Origin of the sequence: Streptomyces sp. NPDC052396, assembly GCF_044593195.1 — a bacterium.
In the GTDB taxonomy this organism is placed as follows: Bacteria; Actinomycetota; Actinomycetes; order Streptomycetales; family Streptomycetaceae; genus Streptomyces.
Window position 1 is genome coordinate 219,837 of record NZ_JBIUAW010000003.1, and the last position, 20,089, is coordinate 239,925.

Below are 20,089 nucleotides of genomic sequence, written 5' to 3' on the forward strand. Positions count from 1 at the left end.
AAGCCGCCATTGTTTGAATCGAACACGCAGACGCCGCCCCTCCGGCGAGGACCGGCGCGGCACCGCATCCGCCAACCCCCCACCCCTCGCCGACGCCTGACGCGCGGCCTCGGCTGCTCAACGCCACCTCAGGAGCACACAAGTGAAGCCTTACCTGGAGAACTCCGCCGCGTCCGGTGCGCACACCACCCCCACGGACCGGCCGGCCAGCCCGGTGAGTTCGTACACCGAGTGGGACCCGCTGGAGGAAGTGATCGTCGGGATCGTGGACGGCGCCAGCTTCCCGGGCTGGCATATGGCCCTGCCGCCGGTGCTGCCCGCCGGTATGCACGAGACCTTCCGCACCAGGGCCGGACAGCCCTTCCCGGCCGAGCAAGTGGCCGCCGCCAGCGCGGAACTGGAGGAGTTCGCGCACATCCTGGAGGCCGAGGGCGTCAAGGTCCGCCGCCCGGAGCCGATTCCGCAGCGCCGCGAGTACTCCACCCTGGACTGGAGCAGCACCGGGATGTACGCGGCGATGCCGCGCGACGCCCTGCTGGTAATCGGCGAGGACATCATCGAGTGCCCGATGGCCTGGCGCTCGCGCTACTACGAGTCGCTGGCCTACCGGCCGTTGCTCAAGGAGTACTTCCACGGCGGCGCCAAGTGGAGCGCCGGCCCCAAGCCGGAGCTGACCGACGCGCAGTTCGACCAGGAGTGGACGGACCCGGGCGAGGACGGCCCGCAGCGGTTGGTGGTGACCGAGTTCGAGCCGACCTTCGACGCAGCCGACTTCACCCGCTGCGGACGCGACATCATCGCCCAGAAGAGCCATGTCACCAATGACTTCGGCATCGAGTGGCTGCGCCGTCACCTGGGCGACGACTACCGCGTCCATGTCTTTGAGTTCAATGACCAGCACCCGATGCATATCGACGCCACCCTGGTACCGATGGCGCCCGGCAAACTGCTGATCCACCCGGAGCGGGTGCCCGAGGTGCCCGCGCTGTTCAAGGGCTGGGATGTGATGGCCGCCCCGGCGCCGGTGATCCCGGACTCGCACCCGCTCTATATGACCAGCAAGTCGATCAACATGAACATCCTGATGCTGGACGAGCAGCGGGTGATAGTGGAGCGGCAGGACCAGCCGATGATCGACGCCATGAAGAAGTTCGGCTTCACCCCGATCCCCTGCAACTTCCGCAACTTCAACAGCTTTGGCGGCTCCTTCCACTGCGCCACGCTGGATGTGCGGCGGCGGGGCACCCTGCAGTCCTACTTCTAAAGCGCGCCCGCGAGTCGCGGGCGCGCCAGGGTGACTCAGGCCGAGTACCCCTTGGGCGGGATCAGTGAGGCGAGTTGGTCGAAGGAGAGCCAGTAGATCTGGTTGCCGCCGAAGCTGGCGGGGTCGGCTATCAGCACGCCGCGGTCGTCGTTGTAGCCGATCACCGTGAAGTAGTGGTAGATCGTCTCGTTGGGATAGCCGGGCGGGTGGTTGTTGGCGGGGGCGACGATATTGGCCACCAGGGCGTAGCCACGGTCGATGTCAAAGACGATGTCGTTCCACAGCAGGTCCCGCTGGGCCTGGGTGGGCGGGTCGTTGGGCATCGCCTTGGTCTCGTACCAGCCGCCGCCGAGGTTGTTGTTGAGCACCCGGGTCACCTGGCCGATCCAGCCGGTGCCATCGGTGGTGGTGCCCAGTTGCCCGGCCAGGTCGCCCTGGCTGGGCGCGGCCATCCGGGCGGAGAGCGCGATCCGGGTGGCGGCGGGGCCGCACCAGTAACCGGTCTGCTGGACCTGGTAGTCGACCCGCAGGGTGTGGTCACCGGCGGTACGCGCGGGAGCCAGCCGGACCGTGGTACCCGGCTTGACCGTCCCGTCGATGACGGAGGTACCGGACTTGGTGCCATGGGCCAGCACATCGACCACCGCCGGCCGTGCGGTGGGCGCCGCCTGGGCGATGCCGGGTGACACCAGGGCGCCCACGGCGGCGGCTGCGATCGCGGTGGACACAAGTCTCTTGCGCATAAGGCCTCCTGGGTGTGACAGCGAGGCAAGCGTGGTTCCGGGGCCGCTCCCGGCTCAAGCGATGAAAGGCCAGGCTTACGGCCCCGTCCCCAGCAGAGCCCGTCCCTCGGCGGTGGCGACATGGAAGGAGCGGCCGGCCGCGCGCACGGTGGTGACCAGCCCCGCCGCGCGCAGCACCCTCAGGTGCTGACTGACGGCGGGGTGGGTGACATCCAGCAGCCGGGCGAGCTCCACGGTGGAGCAGCCGGCGCCGGCCGCCCGCAGCACCGCGGCCCGGGTATGCCCGAGCAGTGGCCCCAACGCCCCGTCCGCCGCCCGTCCTTCGGGCGGCGGCGTCGCCCAGCCGGTGTCATGCCGGATCGGATGGACCAGCACCGGCGGCAGCTCCGGGTCGGCCGGCATCACCGGTGCCGGCCAGCAGAAGAACGAGGGCTGGAGCACCAGCCCCCGTCCCCGCAGATGGAGTTGCTGCTCCACCGGGTAGGCCACCTCCAGCACCGGCGGCCGCCAGCGGAACTGCGGGCCCAGCCCGGTGAGCAGCCCCTCGGTGCCGCCCTCCAGCAGGCTGTGCAGCCGGTGCGCCCTGTCCGCCTCGATGCGGTCCTGGAGCAGTCGCCAGAGCGGGGCCAGCGCCTCCTGATGGTAGGTGTGCACGGCCCGGCCCAGCAGCCGCAGCGTCCCGGGGTCGCCGTCGGCCAGCGCGGCGGCCCAGGACGGTAGTTGCCGTGTTCCGGCCAGCCGCGCCAGGTCGGCGCGGAGCCGGGCGCGGGGCGTGCTCAGCAGGGTGTCCACCGCGGCCGGCAGGGTGCTCCGGTCACCGGTGGCGGGGGTGAGAAAGTCCGGCGAGTAGCCCCGGGGCGGCAGCAGTTGGGCCAAGGTGCGGGCGCCGCCCGACAGCCGGGGCGCGGCCCAGCGGCGCCACTCGCCGAACACCCGGCCGCCGTCCCGGCGTTGCAGGGTCTGCACACTGTTGCCGATCTCCCAGAGGAAATCCGGCCCCGGGGCCACCCGAACCCGGACCAGGTCCTCGGAGGTGAAGTGCACCCTTAGCATGGTCGCTCCGTTGAGAGGTGAGGTCCTGCCGCACCCGGAGTACCACCCGCCGCCGGCCACTGCCATCCGTCCCCTTCCGGGGTGGGCGCCCGGCCGACCACCGGGCGCCCACCCCCCCCGTTCACCCGGACCCGCGCACCTCGGCCACCCCCAGCGCCAGCACCGCCCCCAGCAGCAGCACGGCGCCCGTCACGGTGGCGGCGGTCAGCCGCTCGCCCAGCACGGTCACCGCCAGCACCGTGGCGCTCACCGGCTCGATCAGCATCACCACCGAGGTGGTGGCGGCCCGCAGCACGGCGGCTCCGGCGAAGTACAGCGGATAGGCCAGGGCCGTGGTGACCAGGCCGACATAGGACATCAGCAGCAGCACCCGCCCCGGGTGGGCGGTGTGTGGCAGCAGCCCCTCGGCCCAGGCGAAGGGCAGCAGCAGCCCCGCGCCCATGCCAAAGGCCCATACGGTCAGGGCGTACGGCTCCTCGCCCGTACCCCGCCGCCCGGCCCAGCGGGCCAGCACGGTGGCCGCCGCATATCCGGCGGCGGACACCAACGCCCAGGCCAGGCCCAGCGGATGGACCGCGCCGGGCCGGTTGCCCAGCATCAGCACCGCCAGGCCGGTCAGCGCCCCGGCCACCGCCGGCAGGCCGCCGCGCCCCAGCCGCTCACCGAGCAGCAGCCGCCCGCCGGCGGCGGTGAACACCGGGCCCGCGCCCAGGGTGACCATGGTGCCCACGGCCAGCCCGGTCTCCCGCACCGCCGCGAAGTAGGCGGTCTGGAACACGGCCAGGCCCAGACCGGTGCCCAGCAGCACCAGCGGCCGCCGGGGCCCGGTCCGGGCCCGCGCCGGGCGCAGCCCCCGGGCGGCCAGCAGCAGCACCAGGCCGCTGAGCTGACGCCAGAACGAGACGGCCACCGGCCCCAGTTGGCTGGAGCGGTAGACCAGGTCGACGGCCGCCCCGGTGGTTCCCCAGGCGGCAGCGGCCAGGGCCAGACAGGCCAGGCCGCGGAATATGACGTTACTGCGCATGGTGCGTTCTCCGCATGCGTCTCAAGAGTGGTCGCGGTCTCCTGCGTGCGGGCACAACCAGCGGGCGCACCGGGCCTGTTGACCCCGGCGCGCCGGTGACGGTGGCGTCCCGCCCTAGACGGCGGGAGGCGCGAGCACGGTCGGACGCATGGGCCCGAGCCTACCCGCTTGTCCTATCCGGGGGCACTCGGTCCGCCGGGCCCCTACCACTCCCCCCGGCCGAAACCACGCCTTCCGCCATTCACTCCCCAACGGCCGTCCATTTCCTGGACGATGGATTGCCCCTGAACCCCGCGACCCCGTCCGCTGGAGCGACGATGGCCAAGCGCGTGCCGGTGCACTGCCCGATGTGCCACCGGGAGCACTCCTACACCCCGCCCACCTTCCCCTGCGCCTGTGGCACCCCCGTGACCCTGCCCGTGCCCGCCGACGCCAGTCCCGGCGTCCTTGGCTCCCGTAGCTGGCGCGAGTCCTGGGTCACCGTCAGCTGCCCCGCCTGCGGCACCCAGGGCCAGTGGCCCAGGCCCGAGATCGGCTGCTCCTGCGGCGCGGTGGTCCAGCTGCCGCTGGACCCCGAACCCCACGCCGAGAGCCCGGCCTCGCACACCAGGACCCGCCCCGCCTTCCACCCGGTCACCATCCGCACCGAGCGGGACGCGGTGCCGGCCGCCCAGCGCTATCTGCGCTGGCTGGGCTTCGACCGGGTACGCCGTTCACAGCACTGCGTCGCCCATGCCGGATCCACCATGGTGGACCTGCGGGCCGAGAACCTGGTGGTCCGGGTGGACCCCACCACCCTGCCCACCACCGTCCGCGACATCGAGTGCCTATGGCTGTACGGGCTCGCCGAGGACGCCACCGCCCTGTGCTTCTCGCTCGCCGGCTACACCTATGACGCCCGCTGCCGCGCCGACGCCCTGGGCCTGCCCCTGTTCGTCCTGGACCTCAATGGCACCCCGCGCCCGCTCAACGACCCGGCCGAGCGGCTGACCCGGAACAGAGAAGACTGAGGCCTAACCCCGGTCGAGTTCCACCCGCACGGTCAGCAGATCGTCACCGAAGGCGCGCACCGCGGCGCTGTTGAACGTCGGGAGGGTACGCAGCCGGGCCCGGGCGTCGTCCTCCGGCATCAGATACGCGGTACCGGAATACCACCTGCCCCGGATGCGGACCCGGACCCGGGGATCCGCCTGGATATTGCGCACATACTGCGACTTCTCGCCGAACTCCGAGACCAGCCAGAACACTTCCCCGACCCGGCGCCCGCCGACCGGGGTCCGGCGGGGCAAACCGGAATTGCGCCCGGTGGTCTCCAGCAGAATCTGGCTCGGCATCCGGCGGGTGAGGGGATTGGCCAGCCGCCGCTGAAAGGCGGTGACCAGACGGAACTTGGTGCCGCCGGACTCCGGCCGGGCCGCGTGCGCACTGCTCATGGGACGGCTCCTTCGGCAAACGCCTGATGTGGCTGGTGCGTTGATCCGCATACACGGTACGTGGCCGCTCAGGCGGAGGCGTAGCCGACCCGCTTGAGCCAGAGCCGCACACAAGTGCGCGTAAACACCAAAGAGTTGAGCTTCTTTTCGCGAAGTGCGCTCGACCGCCTACTCCGTGTAGCGTTCTTCTCAGCGCTTCCGGCGCCCCCTCCTAAGGAGGCCCCCGATAGGTCGGGCCCTCCCGCTGGGGGTCCGAAATACGGGCTCCCCCGGCGTCGTCACTGGCATTGGCGACATCGAGGTAAGGAGGGGGTGCCCATGGGGCGCCACCGAAAGAAGCCACTGATCGAGCGGATCGCAGCGGTGATCCGGGAACTTGGGAGGTGGCTGATCGGCAAGTAGCCGGCAGTCCTCAGAAGGCTTGAGGGCTCCCGGCTACAAACTGCCGAACTTTTCGGTAGGCCCTCGTCCATAGTCCCAGCTATGGGCGGGGGCACTTCTGTTGTGCTGTTGCGCCACCCAGGCGAGTTGCCAGCCCCGCCGAGGCGAGTGTCATCAGGAGGGGGACACCGCCTCCACCATAGCCAATCCCCCACCCCATCGCGACCGAACACCCGGGAAAATCACCCCTACCGAACGACCGCCAACTCCTCCACCAGCGCCGCCCCCTCCTCCCGCAGCTCCACCTTCCGTACCTTCCCGCTCACCGTCATCGGGAAGGACTCCATGATCCGCAGATAGCGCGGCACCTTGAAGTGGGCCAGCCGCCCCCGGCAGTAGCGGGCCAGCTCGTCACGGCTGAGTACATCGGCCGAGTTGCGCAGGATCACACAGGCCATGACCTCCTCGCCGTACTGGCCGTCCGGCACCCCGACCACCTGCACATCGGCGATCTTGGGGTGAGTGTGCAGGAACTCCTCGATCTCCCGGGGATAGACGTTCTCCCCGCCCCGGATGATCATGTCCTTGCTGCGGCCGACGATGCGCAGATAGTCCTCCTCGTCCATGACCCCCAGGTCACCGGTGTGCATCCAGCCGGCCTCGTCCACCACCTCGGCGGTGCGCTCCGGCGCGTTCCAGTAGCCGGCCATCACCGAATAGCCCCGGGTGCACACCTCGCCCGGCTCGCCGCGCGGCACCGTCTCACCGGTATCCGGGTCGATGAGCTTGATCTCCAGGTGAGGCAGCGGCCGGCCCACCGTGCCGGTGCGGCGGTCCAGGTCGTCATCGCGGCGGGTCTGGGTGGAGACCGGGGAGGTCTCCGTCATCCCGTAGCAGATGGTCACCTCGTCCATATGCATCTCGGCGACCACCCGCTTCATCACCTCCGTCGGGCAGGGTGACCCGGACATGATCCCGGTACGCAGGGAGGTCAGGTCATAAGTGGCGAAGTCGGGCAGGTTGAGCTCGGCGATAAACATGGTGGGCACCCCGTAGAGCGAGGTGCAGCGTTCGCGTTCCACGGCGTGCAGGGTGGCGGTGGCATCGAAGACCGGGGCCGGGATGACCGTGCAGGCGCCGTGCGAGGTGGCCGCCAGATTGCCCATCACCATGCCGAAGCAGTGGTAGTACGGCACCGGCAGGCAGACCCGGTCCTCCTCGGTATAGCCCAGCAACTCGCCCACCCAGTAACCATTGTTGAGGATATTGCGGTGGGAGAGGGTGGCACCCTTGGGGAAGCCGGTGGTGCCGGAGGTGTACTGGATGTTGACCGGGTCGTCGCAGCGCAGTTTGGCCGCCCGCTCGGCCAGCCGCTCCCGGGCCACCCCGGCGCCCAGCCGGACCAGCCCGGTCCAGGTGGAGTCGCCGATATAGACCACATCGCGCAGCGCCGGACAGCCGGAGCGCACCTGCTCCACCATGCGCCGGTAGTCGCTGGTCTTGTACTCGGTGAAGGCGATCAGTACCGAGATCTCCGCCTGCCGCAGCACATAGGCGAGTTCATGGACGCGATAGGCCGGGTTGATGGTGACCATCACGGCACCGATGCGCGCGGTGGCGTACTGGACCAGTACCCACTCCGGGCAGTTGACGGCCCAGATGCCCACCCGGTCGCCCTTGGCCACGCCCTTGGCGAGCAGCCCCAGCGCCACCTCGTCCACCGCTCGTGCGAACGCCGCATATGTCCAGCGGCGCCCGCCCTGCACATCCACCAGGGCCTCGCGTTCACCGAACTCCTCGGCGATACGGGCCAGATTGGCGCCGATGGTCTCATCGAGCAGGGGGGCATCGGCGGGGCCTGCCGCGTACGAGGGTGTGCTCACCGGTGGTCTTCCTCTCTGTACTCGGTGCCACCGCCCTGCGCGGTGTGGTCTCGCAGGACGTTGCGGCGGATCTTTCCGGACACGGTCTTGGGCAGCGGGCCGAACTCCAGCCGGCGGACCCGCTTGTAGGGGGCGAGGGTGGCGCGGGAGTGCGCGAAGAGGACCTTGGCGGTCTCGGGGCCCGGCTCCCAGCCGGCGGCCAGCACCACATAGGCCTTGGGCACCGACAGCCGCACCGGGTCGGGGGCCGGGACCACTCCGGCCTCGGCGACCGCCTCGTGCTCCAGCAGCGCGCTCTCCAGCTCAAAGGGCGAGATCTTGTAGTCGCTGGATTTGAAGACATCATCGGTGCGGCCGATATAGGTGAGATAGCCCTCGGCGTCCCGGGAGGCGATGTCACCGGTGCGGTAGTAGCCGCCGGCCATGGCCTCGGCGGTGCGCCCGGGTTCGCCCGCGTAGCCGGTCATCAGGCCGGCCGGGCGGGCGCCCAGGTCCAGGCAGATCTCGCCCTCCTCGCCGGGGCGGCCGGTGACCGGGTCCAGCAGCACCACCTCGAAGCCGGGGACCGGACGGCCCATGGAGCCCGTCTTCAGCGGCTGGCCGGGCGAGTTGGCGATCTGCACCGAGGTCTCGGTCTGCCCGAAGCCGTCCCGGATGGTGACGCCCCAGGCGCGCCGCACCGTCTCGATCACCTCGGGGTTGAGCGGCTCCCCGGCGGCCACCACCTCGCGCGGCGGGGTGCGCAGGCCGGTGAGGTCGGCCTGGATGAGCATCCGCCAGACGGTGGGCGGGGCGCAGAAGCTGCTCACTCCGGCCCGGTCCATCTCGGCCATCAGCCGGGCGGCGTCAAAGCGGGTGTAGTTGTACACAAACACGGTGGCTTCGGCGTTCCACGGGGCGAACAGGCTGGACCAGGCGTGCTTGGCCCAGCCCGGCGAGGAGATGTTGAGGTGGACGTCGCCGGGGCGCAGGCCGATCCAGTACATGGTCGACAAGTGCCCCACCGGATAGGAGACATGGGTGTGCTCCACCAGTTTGGGGCGGTCGGTGGTGCCGGAGGTGAAGTAGAGCAGCAGGGTGTCCTCGGCGCGCGTGGGGCCGTCCGGGGTGAACTCCTCGGCCGCTCCCGCGCTGTCCGCATAGCTCAGCCAGGGCGCGGACGGTGTGCCGCCGACGGCGATCCGGGTGTAGTCGCCGGGCACCTCGGTGAACTTGCCGGTGTCCTCGGCCCGTACCAGCACATGCCGGGCCCCGCCACGGGTGATGCGATCGGCCAGGTCCAGCGGGCCGAGCAGCGGGGTGGCCGGGATGACCACCGCGCGCAGCTTCATCGCGGCGAGCATGGTCTCCCACAACTCGGCCTGGTTGCCCAGCATCACCACGATGCGGTCACCGGCCCTCACCCCCTGGGCACGCAGCCAGTTGGCGACCTGGCCGGAGCGGCGGCGCAGGGCGTCGAAGGACAGCCTGGTCTCGGTGCCGTCCTCCTCGACGATCCACAGGGCGGTGCGGTCATTGCCCAGAGCCAGCGGGTCGAACCAGTCCAGCGCCCAGTTGAACTCCGCGGGGCGCGGCCAGGCGAAGCCTTCACGGGCCTTGGCATAGTCCTCGCGGTGGGCGAGCAGGAAGTCTCTCGCCGCGCGGAATCCCTCGGCCGCACCGGCCGGTTGCGCTGCCGTCACTTGTCCTCCAGGTTGCCGGGCGAGTCGGCGACCCGCTGCTGAGCATCGTGCGACGTTGATCCCGGGACCCGCCAGCCCCTGGAGCTCGCTGTCCGCGCCCCGCGAACACGGCATGGCCCGCCATGCCGCGATTCTTTCAAATTCTTTAACTGCCCAGCGCATCGCGGTAGTGGGATCCGGCGCGCAGCTGGGGCGCACACCCGGCGCACGGATGCATCAATGACGCGTCAACGTGCCGTCAAGGGACCCGGAGCCGGGGTCAACACCCTGTCAAGGAAACGGTCGTCCACCGATGGAGCGGGCATAGCGTGACCGACGCACGCTCCCTCCCACCTCCGAGGACCGTCATGCACGTGAGCCGAACCCCCGCGGAAGCAGCCGCCGTGGCAGCCGTCAACAGCCCGCAGGCCGAGGCCGGGGAACCGGCCGGAGAGCCCTCCCATCCCGTCCGGCACCCCTCGGGCCCGGCACCGGCGCTCTTCGTCCCGGTACGCCACTGCCCCAGCGGCTTCGCCCTCCGCGCCTTCCGCAGCTCCCTCGGCGAACGCACCGCGGTCGCCTTCACCAGCGCCCGGCTGCTCACCGACTGCCTGGGCCCCCGGCAGGCGGCCGTCCGCCTCTCCCTGCCCGCGCTACGGGCGCTGGCCGCCCCGCTGGGCATCACCGAGGTCCGTGTCGACCCCCAGCTGACCGCGCCCCCCGTACAGCCCCCGGCCGCGGACTCCCCCGCCGCGCTGCTGCCGACCTTCCCCGGCTGACTCCTCACCCCGTACCACGCCTTGAGAAGGAGTCCTTCCATGTCCCTTCCGCTTGCCCCCGCCGGCCTGCCGCCGCTGCCCCCGGAGCCCGCCCGGGCACCGGTCTGGCCCGCCTCCGCCCGGACCCTGCCCTCCGGCGACCTGGCAGTGGGCGGGGTGGCGCTGGCCGAACTCGCCGACCGCTTCGGCACCCCCTGCTACCTCATCGACGAGGACGAGGTACGGGCCAGGGCACGCGCCTGGCGCACCGCCCTGCCGCAGGCCGACATCGCCTACGCGGGCAAGGCCTTCCTCTCCCGCGCCATGATCCGCTGGGTCGAGGAGGAGGGCCTGCACCTTGATGTCTGCTCGCTCGGCGAACTGGACCTGGCGGTGCACGCCGGCTTCCCCGCCGAACGGATCGTGCTGCACGGCAACGCCAAGAGCCCCGCCGACCTGGGCACCGCCCTGCGGCTGGGCGTGGGCCGGGTGGTCATCGACAGCACCGGGGAGATCGCCCGGCTGGCCGCCCTGGTGCCGCCCGGGAGCCGGCAGAAGGTACTGATACGCGTGGTGCCGGGCGTGACGGCCGGGGCGCACGCGGCGGTACGCACCGGTATGGCGGGCCAGAAGTTCGGCCTGCCGGTGACCGGCGGCGAGGCCGGGGAGGCCGTCGCCCGCGTGCTGGGCCAGCCCCGCCTGGAACTCACCGGCCTGCACTGCCACTTGGGCTCCCAGATCGCCTCGCTCTCCCCCTATGTCACCGCGGTACGCCGGATGGTGGCCCTGCTGGCCCGGCTCCGGGACACCCATGGCGTCACCTTCCCCGAACTCGGCCTGGGCGGCGGCTTCGCCATCGCCTACCGGGACGGCGAACCGGCCGTCGACCCGGCGGCCTACGCCGAGCGCGTCACCACCGAACTGGCCGCCCGCTGCGCCGAGTCCGGCCTCCCGGTGCCCCGGCTGTCGGTCGAACCCGGCCGCTGGATCGCGGGCCCGTCCGGGGTGGCCCTCTACCGCGTGCTGGCCGTCAAGAAGAGCGGGGCCCGCACCTTCGTCGCCGTCGACGGCGGCATGAGCGACAACCCCCGCCCCGCGCTCTACGGCGCCCGCTACACCGTCCGGCTGGCGGGCCGCTCCTCCACGGCGCCGGACCGGACCGTGACGGTGGTCGGACGGCACTGCGAGGCCGGCGACATACTGGCCGAGGAGGTCCCGCTGCCCGGCGATGTCCGCCCGGGCGACCTGCTGGCCGTACCGGCCTGTGGCGCCTACCAGTTGTCCATGGCCGCCCCCTACAACCTGGTCGGCCGCCCGCCACTGGCCGCGGTCTCGGACGGCCGGGCCCGGCTGCTGCTGCGCCGGGAGACCGCCGAGGATCTGCGCGGCCGGGACGTGGGGGCCTAGGTACCTGTCCGATGACCGGGGGCGCCCCGTAAGGGGCGCGGGGAACTGCGCGACCAGCCACGGACGGCCCGCACATCAAACGCACCCCCAGGCCGGCGCCCTATGCCGATCGGGGGATCCGGCGGCCCGTGGCGGTCCGCCGGATCCCCCGGTCTCCGGATGGGCCAGGACCATTGCGGCGCGAAATCCTTTACCCGGCACGGCGACCGGCGTCGTGCGGCACGGTGGAGGAGAGAACGGGCCGATGACGAAGACGGTCGAGACGGATTTCCGGCCGGGCACGACACCCTTGCGGCAGCGGTGGTGGTCCGGCTGGCCCCACTGGTCCGCATATGCGGCGGCCGTCTGGTCGCTGCTCTATGGAATGGCCGGACTCTACTGGTCGTTCGGCGGTGCCGGTTATCCCTTCGCCCGGGTCGCGGAGAACCGCTCCTCCGGGTCGCTCCTCGAACCCAGCCAAGCCGGGGTGGTGGCCCCGCTGATCGCCGCGGTCGGCCTGCTGGGCGTGGTCTGCGGCGTACTGATGGCCCAAGGGCGCGGCAGGCGCGGCCTGTTGCTGGCGGCCGGCTGGTGCCAGGCAGCCGTCTTCGCCCTGCTCGTCCCCGACTACACGCTGATAGCCCTGGTGGCCTTCGCACCGCTGTTCCTGGTCTTCGCCTTCACCGGCCTGCCCGGGCAGCAGGGCGGCCTGGGCGAGGTCCTCTTCTGGCATCGCGACAACCTGGTGATCGTCTTCGTCGGCGGTGCGCTCTGGGCGCTGGCCACCCTCGCCTACCAGCGCCGCTCCCGGGGCCTGTGCGTGCACTGCGGCCGGGGCAGCAGGACGGCCCCCTGGACCACCCCGGAGGCGGCGGCGCGCTGGGGCCGCCGGGCCGTGTGGACGGCCCTGCTGTCCACCATGCCCTATGAGGCCACCCGGCTGGCCTGGTACCTGGGCTACCCGCTGGGCATCACCGATGCCTTCCTGAAGGACATGCAGGACACCCCGTACATGCTGGACATCGGGCTGGGTCTGGGCGTCGCCTCGCTGCTGGGCGGGGTGCTCACCCACGGCCTGACGGCCCGCTGGGGCGAGGTCTGGCCGCGCTGGGTGTGGCGCAAGGCGGGCCGGCCGGTCGCCCCCGCGGTGGCCATAGTGCCGGCGGCACTGGTCTCGGCGGTTCTGATCCCCGGCGGCATCATGATGATCCGGGGCGGCATCCAGCCGGAGGGCTGGGGAACCAATGTTCCCGCCATGTTCTGGATCGTCTGGGGCGCCGCCCTGGGAGCCGCCACCCTGGCGTACTACCTGCGACGGCGCGGAACTTGCGGCTACTGCGGAGGCGGCCGGGCGCCGGAGGAGCTTCCGGCACCCGGCGTCCCGGTCAGCAGTTCTTGATGAACCAGACCGGCCGCCAGTCCCCGTGCGGGTCCCCGAAGGGAGCCGGCGGGGTGGTGTACACCTTCTGCATGTGCTTGCCGTACATCACCGCGCGGGTGCCCCGCGACTGGTTGTTGAACCAGGAGCCGCCGCGGCCCCAGCCGTCACCGGGCAGTTCCCACACCTTGCAGGCCCACATGGTGAACTCATAGCCGGTGTAGTTCCGGCCCTGGTAGGCGCAGAAGTTCTTGTCCCCGCAGTTGCCCGGGGTGAACTTGGCGGTCTTGGTACCGGCCAGGTCCCGTACCCGGCTCTCACCGGGCGCCGTCAGGGTCACGGCCGAATGCCCGGACAGGGACACTCTGTTGAGCGCGACCTGCTTGCCGCCCGAGGTCTTGATGAACGCGTCCACCTCCTTCTGCAGCCCGGATATCTGGGCAGGGGTGAGTCCGGCGTGCCGCCCCTGGGCCGCGAAGGGACTCCGCGGCTCGGCGGAGCCGGTGCCGGCACCGGCGACCACCCCGGTCAGCCCGATCACCGCCGAAGCCAGGACGAGGCCGCTCTTGCGCAAGGTACGCATCGTTCAGGTTCCTCCCCTAGGGATCTGAGGTGCGATCGGGTAGGAGACTATGCCCGGCGGCAATGGACCGCATCCAGCGGTCGATTGACGCTCCATCAACCCGCCACCGGAGGTCCGGGGTAAACCCTGGCAGTATCCGGGAGCCTCGTCCGCCGGGCACGGCAGCGCGGTTCCCGTCTGCCAAAGGTTCACGCCATCGGGGGAATCGAAGCCCTAACGGTGCTGATTCCACGGCGGGTTGAGCAGTCTGTCTCTTTGTGAGGGGATGGCTGAGAGCCGGGTATGCGGTGACGTTGGGGACGAGCGCCGTGCTGGCGTTCACGGGCGTGGCGGCCGCGGACGACGTGGACGCGCATGCCGCGCTTCCGGGGAGCACGGTGAACGCGACCCTGCACCGGGTGCCGAGGCTGCTGCCCGACCACCCGCCTTCGCATGTGACCGCCGGTCTGGCGGGCGGCGCGGTGCGGGCGAGTGTGATCGACACGGGTACCGGCAGTGTGTGCGTCAACGCTCACGCGGTGCTGGTGGATGTGGCGTTGGGCATCAACAGCGCCGGCTGCGCCCCGGCACCACCACCGGCACCCGCACCACCGGCGCCGGCGCCCCCGGCTCCAGCACCGCCCGCACCCGCGCCCCCGGCTCCAGCGCCCCCTGCTCCGGCACCACCCGCGCCCGCGCCGCCCGCCCCGGCTCCTCCGGCGCCCGCACCGCCTGCTCCCGCACCACCGGCACCGGCACCACCCGCCCCGGCTCCCCCGGCCCCGGCACCGCCTGCCCCGGCACCACCGGCACCACCCGCGCCTGCCCCGCCCGCACCACCGGCACCAGCCCCACCCGCTCCCGCGCCCCCGGCACCCGCGCCACCCGCCCCCGGGCCGGCCGCACCCGGCCCCGCCGCACCCGGGCCGGCCGTCCCACCCGGGCCGGCCTTCCCACCCGGTGCAGCCGCACCACCCGCCAACACCCCACCCCCCGCGGCGACTTCACCCCACCCAGCCACCACCCCCACTCCCTCTCCCACGCCCACCCCGCCCAGCACCCCACCGCGCCCACCCTCGCACCGGTTCAACTACCGGGCCGCCCTGCCCACCGAGCGCAAGCCTGGCTCCAACGGCACCAGGCTGGTCACCTTCACCCTGCTGCTCACCGCCCCCGCCGTGCTGGCCGCGGCACTGCTGCGCCCCCGCTCTTCGCGGGGACGCCGGCAATGAGAAGGGTGAGAGGGGATGGTGATCGTGCTCAGGAGGGCAACTCCGCGCACAGCTCCAGGGTGAGCGCGACCACCGTCTCGGGATCCCGTAGCGAGGGGAAGTGGTCCCAGTCCTTCATCCGCACCAGGCGGCAGCCGGGGATGCGGGCCGCCATCTCCTCGTTGCAGCGCACCACTTCGGGCTGGTCCAGTTCGCCCAGCGCCAGCAGGCAGGGCACGGCAAGCTCACCCAGCCGCCCAAAGGCGGGCTCGTCCTGCTCCTGGTGGGGGTAGGTGGTGAACCAGGCCGGGACGACCGCCCGCAGCGTGGCGGCGATCTCCTCGTCCGGACCGGCCGCGGCCCAGATGCGCAGGCACAGGGCGACGATGCCCTCATGGTCCCCGGCCTCGGCCAGTGCCGTCAGCTCGGCGAGGAACTCCGGTGTGGCCAGGCCGTCATAGCCGGTCACTCCGGGGCAGAACAGCGCCAATCCGGCAACCCGGGCCGGGTGGCGCAGCGCCAGGCCGAGCGCGGTGGCCCCGCCCAGGCTGCTGCCCAGCAGCACGGCCCGGTCCAGCCGGAAGTGGTCGAGGACCGCGGCCAGGTCCTCGATCTGTGAGTAGCGGCTGGTGGGCGCCGGGGAGCGCCCATATCCCCGGGCGTCATAGCGGATCACCCGGTGGTGCTCGCTGAGCCGGGGCACGACCCGGTCCCAGATGGTGGAGCTGCCGACTCCGGGATGCAGCAGCACCAGCGGAAGGCCCGCGCCCCCGGTGTCGTCCGCCCATACCTCGCCGTCCCGGACCCGCACCATGTCGTCCATGCCCCGAGTGTGCCCGGTCCGGCGGAGTACGGCGATGGGTCAGCCCGCGTGGTTTCCGGCCACCTCGCAGTTCTCCAGGATGCCGATGGCATCGGGTACCAGCACCGCGGCCGAGTAGTAGGTGCTCACCAGATAGGAGATGACGGCCTTTTCGTTGATGCCCATAAAGCGCACGCTCAGGCCGGGTTCGTACTCGTCAGGGATACCGGTCTGGTGCAGGCCGACCACGCCCTGGTCCTGTTCGCCGGTGCGCATGGCGATGATGGAGGAGATGCCTCCGCCGCCATTGACCGGGATCTTGTTGCAGGGGAACAGTGGCACGCCGCGCCAGGCGGGCAGCTGGTGGTCGCCCACCTCCACCGGTTCGGCGTAGACGCCGCGCTTGTTGCACTGCCGGCCGAAGGCCGCGATGGTCTTGGGGTGGGCCAGCAGCACCCGGGTGCCGCGCCGCATGCTCAGCAGTTCGTCCAGGTCGTCGGGGGTGGGCGGGCCGGTCCGGGTGGAGATGCGCTGCTCGTAGTCGGCGTTGTGCAGCAGTCCGAAGTCCCGGTTGTTGACCATCTCGTGCTCCTGGCGCTCGCGCAGCGCCTCGATGGTCAGCCGGAGTTGCTGCTGCACCTGGTTCATCGGCTCGTTGTAGAGGTCGGCCACCCTGGTGTGCACCCGCAGCACCGTCTGGGCCACGCTCAACCCGTACTCGCGCGGGGCCAGTTCATAGTTCACAAAGGTGCCGGGCAGGACGGGCTCGCCCTCGTGGCCGGAGGCCAGTGCCACATCGGCCTCGCCCTTGCGGTTGACCGAGCGCTTGGTGGTGGCCAGATACCGGTCGAGGTGGGCGCGCAACTCGGGGGACCGGTCCAGGAATTCCTGGACGACGCTCCAGTTCACCGCCAGCACGGTGCCGGCCGTGGCGGCGGTGACGGTCTCATGCCAGACCGGCTCCGCCTGGCGCAGCGCCTCGTCTCCCAGGTGGTCGCCATCGGCGAGCACCCCGGTCTTCTGGGCCTCGCCGTACTTGCCGGTGGCGATCCGGTCCAGCTTGCCGTGCGCGACCAGGTACACCTCCTCAATCGGCTGGCCCTCCTGCACCAGCACATGCCCCGCGTCGAAGTCCCGCTGGACGAACCGGGTGGCCAGTTCCCGCAGCAGGGCCTGGTCCGGGAAGCCGCGCAGCGGCGGGACCTCGGTCAGGGTCTCGGGCACCACCTTGACCTCGGCGCCGGTCTTGAGAAAGCTCACCCGGCCCCGTCCGACCGCGAGGGACAGCCGGCGGTTGACCCGGTAGGTGCCGCCACGCGCCTGCACCCAGGGCAGGGTGCGCAGCAGCCAGCGGGAGGTGATGCCCTGCATCTGCGGTTCGGACTTGGTGGTGGTCGCAAGGTTCCGCGCTGCCGCGGTACTCAGGCTGAGCTGCGGGTCGTCGGCCGGCTGGTCCCGTTCCACTGCGGTCGCCATGGAGAATTCCCTCCCGGTTGTCCGGTAGGCGCATGTGTTCGGCGCGTATATGAGGACGTACTGCGGTCGGAATCCAACGCGATACCGAGGGTCTCCTCAACGGCGTGCCGCAGTGCCCCGCACCTCCGAAAGCCCCAACCAAGCTGTTTTGGCGGGCAGTTGCCGGGCATGTCGCGGGCACCGCCCGAGTTACCGCTGCCCCAGCGGACCATGGGGCCCCACCCGCCGCATATTCGCGGATTCTTTCGGCGAGTGGCTCCGGCCGGTGCTCCCGAACGGGAATTCCCAGGAAATCGGAACTCAGTTCCCGCTGTCCTGGCTCCGTCCGCCGAAGAAGTCACGCACCCGGCGCCGGGACCGCTGCTCGTCCTCGGGCTCGTCATCGCCCTCCGGTTCATGCAGCACCGTCCAGCTGACCGCGGAGACGGCCGGCTCCAGGGACAGCCGGCTGACCGCCTCCTCCAGCAGGCTGTCGTCCCGCCGGTCGGTGGTCAGCTCGGCCGACACCCTCACCTTGCCCGCCGCCTCCGCGTCCTGGCTGTGCACCGACCGCAGCCGGAAGCCGGGCCGGATCAGCGCCTGGACCACCAGGGTGCGGACATGGGCCTCCTCCGGCTCGGTGCACACCACCTCGAAGTGGTAGTCGGTGGCCACCTCGGCCCCGCCGCGCGGCTCCCGGTCCAGCCGGCGGGCCAGCGGCCGCAGCAGGGTGTTGGCGGCCACCACACCCACCGTGCCCAGCACGGCGATCACATAGAGCCCGGTACCGGCCAGCGCGCCCACGGCCGCCGAACACCACAGGGTGGCCGCCGTGTTGAGGCCGCGCACCCGCAGCCCGTCCCGCATGATCACACCGGCGCCCAGAAAACCGATACCGGAGACGATCTGCGCGGCCACCCGCGATCCGTCGTAGCCAGTGGTGCTGGTGGCGCTGGAGAAGCCATAGGTGGACAGCAGGACGAAGAGCGCGGAGCCGGCCGCCACCAGTGCGTTGGTCCGCAGCCCCGCCATCCGGGCCCGCCACTGGCGCTCCAGCCCGATGACCGCGCCCAGCCCCAGACCGGCCCCGATGTTGGCCGCCAGATGCCACTCGTTGACCATGGTCCACCTCTCTCTGTCCAGTGTCCTGCGGTCGATCTCTATCGGCACCCGGCCATCCCGGCCCGGCGGCGCGCCAGCGCGCGAAAAGGAGGGGGCGGCTCATGAGCCGCCCCCCTTCTGCTGCCCCCCGGTGGTCTCAGGAGACCAGGGGACCCCAGTCCCCGAGCCCGCTCAGCCCGGGACGGTCGTAGTGCGAGGTCTCACCGTCGCGCCAGCGCACAAGGAGACCGTCGGACCCGCCGCCGGGAGCGAAGCCGCCGAGCACCATGGCGGTGCCGGTGTACGAGGCGTTCCCGCCCTGCACCACCCGGGCGGAGCCCAGCCCGCTTGTCCCGGTACCCGGGTATGCCTTCAGCTGACCGTTGGCCAGCCGCATCAGCAGGTCGGTGCCCGAGGACCCGGAGAATCGACCGGCGGCAAGGGCGTCCGCACCGGTGAACTCGGCGTTGGCCGCGCGGAGTTGCTTCTCCTTGCCCTTGCCGGTGGCGGTGACGCCGCTGTAGAGGCTGAGTTCGCCGTCCTTCCACAGCACCACCAGGTCTCCGGACCCGGTGATCGCGATCTTGCGGGCGTTCTTCCACTCCCCATAGGAGCCGATCATGGTCTCCTTGCGGAGGCCGGCGGAGCTGACGTCCCCGAACAGGCTGAGCTTGCCACTGGCCCACAGCACCGCCAGCTTGGCCCGGCCGCCGCCGACGGGGCCGCCGGCGATGGCGCGCACATTGTCGCCCTTCCAGTAGCGGTTGTTCTCCTTGACAAGGGTGCTGTCCTTGCCGAAGCCGCCGTTGCCGTCATTGGGGTAGAGGCTGACCTGTCCGTCGTCGAAGGCGACCAGCAGGTCGTCCCGCCCGTTCCCGCCGAAGTCCCCGGCGGCCAGCTGCTTGGCGTGCCGCCACACACCCGAGGTCTCCCGCAGCACCGGCTGCGGGCTGGGGCTGACGGTCAGCCCGTCGGCAGGCTCCCGGCCCGCCGTCGCCGCCTGGTACAGGGCCTGTATCTCACCGTCGAAGACCGGCGAGTAGCTGATCCAGTCGTCCTCGGCCCGGTTCCCGCCGCCGTTGAACCCGCCGACGATGCCTATCACATCACCGGTGTTGCGCTTGGCGTTCCAGTTGGCTATCCACGGGCCGCCGGAGACTCCGCCGTAGTACCCGCCGCACAGCATCTGGAGCTGCTTCCAGCCCTTGTACTGGGCGGTGGGCACGGTGCAACTGATGGCCTTCTGCCCGGGGTTGCTGGATCCCCCGGGGTAACCCAGCACCGTGACGGTGTTGACCGGCCCCGGCGTATTCGTCAGCCGCAGGCTGCCCGTCCTGTCCTCGATCTTCGCTTTCCGGTCGTTGACACCGACCCGGATAAACGCGAAGTCCAGATTGGACTCGGGCCCGAACTTGGCGTCCGACGCCTTGAGCCACCGCTTGTCGATATAGACGCTCTGCACCGGGAAGGCGCCGAACTTCTGCTTGTTGGCGTCCAGTCCCTTGCGGTACTGCGGGACGAAGATCCGGTCGGTGGCCTGCTGCATGGAGCGGGCGCAGTGCGCGGCGGTGAGCACCAGGTCGTGTCCGGCGCTGTGGACCACACTTCCGGTGCAGGAGGTGCTGCCGGCCACCTTGCTGTGCGAGAAGAACGTCCCGACCATGGATATGCCATCGCCGAGCGTCCCCTTGGGCGTCCCGGCCGGCGCCGCGGCGCTGGGGGCCGCCGCGATACCCGCTCCGGCTCCGCCCTTGACCTCGACCGGCTTGGCCGCGGCCATGCGCGCGGCCGTCCAGTAACCGGCGGCTTCCGGGCCGTCCTTGGGCGCGGCTTGCGCGGCCTGGGCGGCCTGGGCGGCCTGGGCGGCCGACACGGTGGCGGTGGTGCCGCAGGCCGCCATGGCGACGACTACGGCGAGGCTCCGGGACCATCTGGAAGGCGTCAAGGCGAACGACTCTCCAAACCTTATTTAGACATGTGTTCGCCAGATTTTT

17 protein-coding genes are annotated in these 20,089 nt (G+C 71.3%); 5 read left to right on the top strand and 12 right to left on the bottom strand.

Annotation, left to right across the window (positions count from 1 at the left end):
* Positions 1 to 142 precede the first annotated feature (142 nt).
* The gene (locus ACIHFE_RS09415; protein ID WP_400105237.1) at positions 143 to 1,264 is read left to right on the top strand and encodes an amidinotransferase; all 1,122 of its coding nucleotides are present in this window, start codon (positions 143 to 145) and stop codon (positions 1,262 to 1,264) included.
* A gap of 35 nt (positions 1,265 to 1,299) precedes the next feature.
* Here ACIHFE_RS09415 and ACIHFE_RS09420 read toward each other — a convergent pair whose 3' ends face one another.
* The 3 genes from ACIHFE_RS09420 to ACIHFE_RS09430 all read right to left on the bottom strand — a co-directional run bounded on the left by ACIHFE_RS09420 (position 1,300) and on the right by ACIHFE_RS09430 (position 4,084).
* Entirely contained in the window at positions 1,300 to 2,007 is a 708-nt protein-coding gene (locus ACIHFE_RS09420; protein WP_400105238.1) for a C39 family peptidase, read from the bottom strand.
* A 75-nt stretch (positions 2,008 to 2,082) separates the two neighbouring features.
* Positions 2,083 to 3,060, bottom strand: coding sequence for an ArsR/SmtB family transcription factor (locus ACIHFE_RS09425; protein WP_400105239.1), 978 nt, complete (start codon positions 3,058 to 3,060; stop codon positions 2,083 to 2,085).
* A gap of 121 nt (positions 3,061 to 3,181) precedes the next feature.
* Positions 3,182 to 4,084 carry a DMT family transporter gene (locus ACIHFE_RS09430; protein ID WP_400105240.1) on the bottom strand — a complete coding sequence of 301 codons (903 nt, stop codon included), beginning with the start codon at positions 4,082 to 4,084 and terminating at the stop codon, positions 3,182 to 3,184.
* A gap of 317 nt (positions 4,085 to 4,401) precedes the next feature.
* Here ACIHFE_RS09430 and ACIHFE_RS09435 point away from each other — a divergent pair, with 317 nt between their 5' ends.
* Positions 4,402 to 5,094, top strand: a complete 693-nt coding sequence (locus ACIHFE_RS09435; protein ID WP_400105241.1) for a hypothetical protein — start codon at positions 4,402 to 4,404, stop codon at positions 5,092 to 5,094.
* Between the two features lie 3 nt (positions 5,095 to 5,097).
* Here the strand turns inward: ACIHFE_RS09435 and ACIHFE_RS09440 are convergent, their stop codons facing one another.
* From ACIHFE_RS09440 to ACIHFE_RS09450, 3 genes are all read right to left on the bottom strand, one after another.
* Positions 5,098 to 5,517, bottom strand: a complete 420-nt coding sequence (locus ACIHFE_RS09440; protein ID WP_400105242.1) for a nitroreductase/quinone reductase family protein — start codon at positions 5,515 to 5,517, stop codon at positions 5,098 to 5,100.
* A gap of 629 nt (positions 5,518 to 6,146) precedes the next feature.
* A complete protein-coding gene (locus ACIHFE_RS09445) occupies positions 6,147 to 7,781 on the bottom strand; it encodes an AMP-binding protein (RefSeq protein WP_400105243.1) in 1,635 nt (544 codons plus the stop codon).
* Positions 7,778 to 9,463, bottom strand: coding sequence for an AMP-binding protein (locus ACIHFE_RS09450; protein ID WP_400105244.1), 1,686 nt, complete (start codon positions 9,461 to 9,463; stop codon positions 7,778 to 7,780). The genes ACIHFE_RS09445 and ACIHFE_RS09450 overlap by 4 nt, the downstream gene beginning before the upstream one ends.
* A gap of 353 nt (positions 9,464 to 9,816) precedes the next feature.
* Between ACIHFE_RS09450 and ACIHFE_RS09455 the strand changes: the two genes are divergently transcribed.
* From ACIHFE_RS09455 to ACIHFE_RS09465, 3 genes are all read left to right on the top strand, one after another.
* Positions 9,817 to 10,221: an SAV_915 family protein gene (locus ACIHFE_RS09455; protein WP_400105245.1), complete on the top strand. Its 405-nt coding sequence runs from the start codon at positions 9,817 to 9,819 to the stop codon at positions 10,219 to 10,221.
* Between the two features lie 39 nt (positions 10,222 to 10,260).
* Positions 10,261 to 11,607, top strand: a complete 1,347-nt coding sequence (gene lysA / locus ACIHFE_RS09460; RefSeq protein ID WP_400105246.1) for a diaminopimelate decarboxylase — start codon at positions 10,261 to 10,263, stop codon at positions 11,605 to 11,607.
* Between the two features lie 244 nt (positions 11,608 to 11,851).
* A complete protein-coding gene (locus ACIHFE_RS09465; RefSeq protein ID WP_400105247.1) occupies positions 11,852 to 12,985 on the top strand; it encodes an NYN domain-containing protein in 1,134 nt (377 codons plus the stop codon).
* Here ACIHFE_RS09465 and ACIHFE_RS09470 read toward each other — a convergent pair.
* The 6 genes from ACIHFE_RS09470 to ACIHFE_RS09495 all read right to left on the bottom strand — a co-directional run bounded on the left by ACIHFE_RS09470 (position 12,972) and on the right by ACIHFE_RS09495 (position 20,040).
* Complete coding sequence (locus ACIHFE_RS09470; protein ID WP_400105248.1) at positions 12,972 to 13,547, bottom strand: hypothetical protein; 576 nt, start codon at positions 13,545 to 13,547, stop codon at positions 12,972 to 12,974. The genes ACIHFE_RS09465 and ACIHFE_RS09470 overlap by 14 nt on opposite strands.
* 543 nt (positions 13,548 to 14,090) lie before the next feature.
* Positions 14,091 to 14,534, bottom strand: a complete 444-nt coding sequence (locus ACIHFE_RS09475) for a hypothetical protein (protein ID WP_400105249.1) — start codon at positions 14,532 to 14,534, stop codon at positions 14,091 to 14,093.
* A gap of 252 nt (positions 14,535 to 14,786) precedes the next feature.
* Positions 14,787 to 15,560, bottom strand: a complete 774-nt coding sequence (locus tag ACIHFE_RS09480) for an alpha/beta fold hydrolase (RefSeq protein ID WP_400105250.1) — start codon at positions 15,558 to 15,560, stop codon at positions 14,787 to 14,789.
* 39 nt (positions 15,561 to 15,599) lie between these two features.
* Positions 15,600 to 17,015, bottom strand: a complete 1,416-nt coding sequence (locus tag ACIHFE_RS09485; protein ID WP_400105251.1) for a family 2B encapsulin nanocompartment shell protein — start codon at positions 17,013 to 17,015, stop codon at positions 15,600 to 15,602.
* A 300-nt stretch (positions 17,016 to 17,315) separates the two neighbouring features.
* Positions 17,316 to 18,116: an MgtC/SapB family protein gene (locus ACIHFE_RS09490; protein WP_400105580.1), complete on the bottom strand. Its 801-nt coding sequence runs from the start codon at positions 18,114 to 18,116 to the stop codon at positions 17,316 to 17,318.
* A gap of 136 nt (positions 18,117 to 18,252) precedes the next feature.
* Complete coding sequence (locus ACIHFE_RS09495) at positions 18,253 to 20,040, bottom strand: trypsin-like serine peptidase (RefSeq protein ID WP_400105252.1); 1,788 nt, start codon at positions 20,038 to 20,040, stop codon at positions 18,253 to 18,255.
* Positions 20,041 to 20,089: the final 49 nt, after the last annotated feature.

Bases quoted from the DNA above. Each gene is read 5' to 3' on its own strand.
- ACIHFE_RS09430 (WP_400105240.1), bottom strand. From the start codon at position 4,084: ATGCGCAGTAACGTCATATTCCGCGGCCTGGCCTGTCTGGCCCTGGCC.
- ACIHFE_RS09420 (WP_400105238.1), bottom strand. From the start codon at position 2,007: ATGCGCAAGAGACTTGTGTCCACCGCGATCGCAGCCGCCGCCGTGGGC.
- lysA (WP_400105246.1), top strand. From the start codon at position 10,261: ATGTCCCTTCCGCTTGCCCCCGCCGGCCTGCCGCCGCTGCCCCCGGAG.
- ACIHFE_RS09465 (WP_400105247.1), top strand. From the start codon at position 11,852: ATGACGAAGACGGTCGAGACGGATTTCCGGCCGGGCACGACACCCTTG.
- ACIHFE_RS09440 (WP_400105242.1), bottom strand. From the start codon at position 5,517: ATGAGCAGTGCGCACGCGGCCCGGCCGGAGTCCGGCGGCACCAAGTTC.
- ACIHFE_RS09485 (WP_400105251.1), bottom strand. From the start codon at position 17,015: ATGGCGACCGCAGTGGAACGGGACCAGCCGGCCGACGACCCGCAGCTC.
- ACIHFE_RS09480 (WP_400105250.1), bottom strand. From the start codon at position 15,560: ATGGACGACATGGTGCGGGTCCGGGACGGCGAGGTATGGGCGGACGAC.
- ACIHFE_RS09470 (WP_400105248.1), bottom strand. From the start codon at position 13,547: ATGCGTACCTTGCGCAAGAGCGGCCTCGTCCTGGCTTCGGCGGTGATC.
- ACIHFE_RS09435 (WP_400105241.1), top strand. From the start codon at position 4,402: ATGGCCAAGCGCGTGCCGGTGCACTGCCCGATGTGCCACCGGGAGCAC.
- ACIHFE_RS09490 (WP_400105580.1), bottom strand. From the start codon at position 18,116: ATGGTCAACGAGTGGCATCTGGCGGCCAACATCGGGGCCGGTCTGGGG.
- ACIHFE_RS09425 (WP_400105239.1), bottom strand. From the start codon at position 3,060: ATGCTAAGGGTGCACTTCACCTCCGAGGACCTGGTCCGGGTTCGGGTG.